The organism is Gemmatimonadaceae bacterium, assembly GCA_036003045.1.
Lineage (GTDB): Bacteria > Gemmatimonadota > Gemmatimonadetes > Gemmatimonadales > Gemmatimonadaceae > JAQBQB01.
On sequence record DASYSS010000060.1, the window covers coordinates 1 to 2,406 of the forward strand.

At 66.0% G+C, this 2,406-nt stretch carries 3 protein-coding genes; all 3 read left to right on the plus strand.

The genetic code is table 11. The annotated features are described in order from the left end of the window. The coding region (locus tag VGQ44_16190) for a GDP-mannose 4,6-dehydratase (protein ID HEV8448370.1) at positions 1 to 886 on the plus strand (886 nt) is incomplete at its 5' end. Positions 887 to 914: 28 nt separating this feature from the next. After that, positions 915 to 1,697 (plus strand): class I SAM-dependent methyltransferase, encoded by a 783-nt coding sequence (locus tag VGQ44_16195; protein HEV8448371.1) that lies wholly within the window; start codon positions 915 to 917, stop codon positions 1,695 to 1,697. 43 nt (positions 1,698 to 1,740) lie between these two features. Then, the coding region (locus tag VGQ44_16200; GenBank protein ID HEV8448372.1) for an NAD-dependent epimerase/dehydratase family protein at positions 1,741 to 2,406 on the plus strand (666 nt) is incomplete at its 3' end.

A 2,406-nucleotide genomic window follows, 5' to 3' on the forward strand; every position in this document is an offset into this window, starting at 1 on the left:
CGAGAACGTCCGGCGTCGCATCGAACTCCTGCCCGCGGACCTGCTCGACCAGGCTTCCCTCGTGACGGTGCTGGAGGCCTGCGAGCCGCACGAGGTCTACAACCTCGCATCGCCCTCGTTCGTCCCGCTTTCCTGGAAGCAACCGGTACTGACGGCGGAGTTCGCCGCCGTAGGAGTCACCGCCATGCTCGAGGCGATTCGTCAGGTCGACGAGACGATCCGCTTTTACCAGGCCTCGTCGAGCGAGATATTCGGCGACCCGTCCGAGGCGCCGCAGATCGAGGAGACGCCGATCGTCCCGGCGACGCCGTACGGCATCGCGAAGGCGTACGGGCACTTCATCACGCAGGCGTACCGTCGCCAATATGGGATCTACGCATGCTCGGGCATCCTCTACAACCACGAGTCACCGCGGCGGCCACTGGACTTCCTGCCGCGGAAGGTGGCCAACGGCGTCGCACGGATTGCGATGGGGCTCGACAACGAACTGATGCTCGGCAATCTTGACGCACGCCGCGATTGGGGATACGCGGGCGACTACGTCAACGCCATGCGTCTCATGCTGAGGCAGGCCAGTCCTGCTGACTTCGTCATCGCCTCGGGTCAGACTCACAGCGTGCGAGAGCTGGTGGAGGTGGCGTTCGCCCACGTCGGTCTCGACTGGCGCGACCACGTGCGCACCGACCCGACTCTCGTCCGCGGTCGCGCGGAGCTCCACAACCTGGTGGGTGCGCCTACGAAGGCACGCGCACAGCTCGGCTGGCGACCGACCCTCAGCTTCGAGGAACTCGTCCATCTGCTTGTCGACGCCGATCTCGAGAGGTTGGGGAGGGCCGTCGATGGAGCGCCGACACAGCCTGGGGTGACCGGCCTTGACAAGAGCTGAACGCTGTCGGATCTGCGGCGAAGATGCGTTGCCGTTCGGGTCGGCGCGTATCCTCGCCTCCCTCGAGATCAGCTACTACCGCTGCCACGCGTGCGGTTTCGTACAGACCGAAGAGCCATACTGGCTCGAGCGAGCGTACGAGCGACCGATCTCGAACATCGACCTGGGGATAATCAGCCGCAACATCGCTCTAGGCGATACGACGGCGGCCGTGATCTCAATGCTCTTCGATAGCAGTGGTCGCTTTCTCGACTGGGGTGGCGGCTACGGGATCCTGGTCCGCTTGATGCGGGATCGCGGCTTCGACTTCTACTGGCGCGACCCGTTCTGCGACAACCTCTTCGCGCGGGGTTTCGAGTGGGCCGATGGCGGTCGCGCCGAACTCGTGACCGCGTTTGAGGTGCTCGAGCACCTACCACGGCCCGCCGACGACGTCGCTCGTATGGCTGAGGTCGCGGACAATCTGCTGGTCAGCACGCTGTTGCTTCCCGAGCCGGCCCTTCCGCCCGGGGATTGGTGGTACTACGCGCTGGAGAGCGGCCAACATGTCTCGTTCTATTCGCGTCGGTCGCTCGCGGTGCTCGCTGGTCAGCTTGGGATGTTCGCGGCATCCAATCGCGGCGGCAGCGTCCACCTGTTCACTCGTTCACGGAAGGCGGCGCGTGCATTCCCGTTTGTCGCGAGCCGTCACGGAGTGAGACTGCGGCGCCTGTTGCCACACCGGAAGTCGCTGCTAGACGCCGACTTTTCACGGCTGTCGGACGCTGAAGGCAGGATCGCAGATCAGGCGCGTCCGACCGGGGGCGCATAACCACGGGCTTAGAGGATCGTCCCGGGTGTCTACGCTTGGGGGTATGCGAGTCCTCGTGACCGGTGGAGGCGGCTTCCTCGGGTCGCATCTCGTCGAGCGGCTGCAGGCGCAGGGCATCGAGCCGTTCGTCGCGCGGCGAGGGGACTGCGACCTGACGCACGAAGCCGACGCCGAGCGCCTCTTCGCCGACGCCCGGCCCGAGCTCGTCTTCCACCTCGCAGCCGAGGTCGGCGGCATCGGCGCGAACCGGGCGAACCCCGGCCGCTACTGGTACGCGAACCTCATGATGGGCGCGCACGTGCTCGAGCAGGCCCGGCTGCACGGAGTGGGCAAGGTCGTCGTGGTCGGGACCGTTTGTGCCTATCCAAAGTTCACGCCGGTCCCGTTCCACGAGGAGGACCTGTGGAACGGCTACCCCGAGGAGACGAACGCGCCGTACGGCGTCGCGAAGAAGTCGATCCTCGTCGGCGCGCAGTCGTATCGTGAGCAATACGGGCTCGATGCGATCTTCCTGCTGCCGGCGAACCTCTACGGCCCGCGCGACAACTTCCACCCGACGAACGCCCACGTGATCCCCGACCTGATCCGCAAGATGGTCGAGTCGCCGGACGAGGTCGTCTTGTGGGGAGACGGCTCGCCTACCCGCGAGTTCCTCTTCGTCGACGACGCGGCCGACGGGCTCCTACTCGCCGCCGACCGCTATGACGGG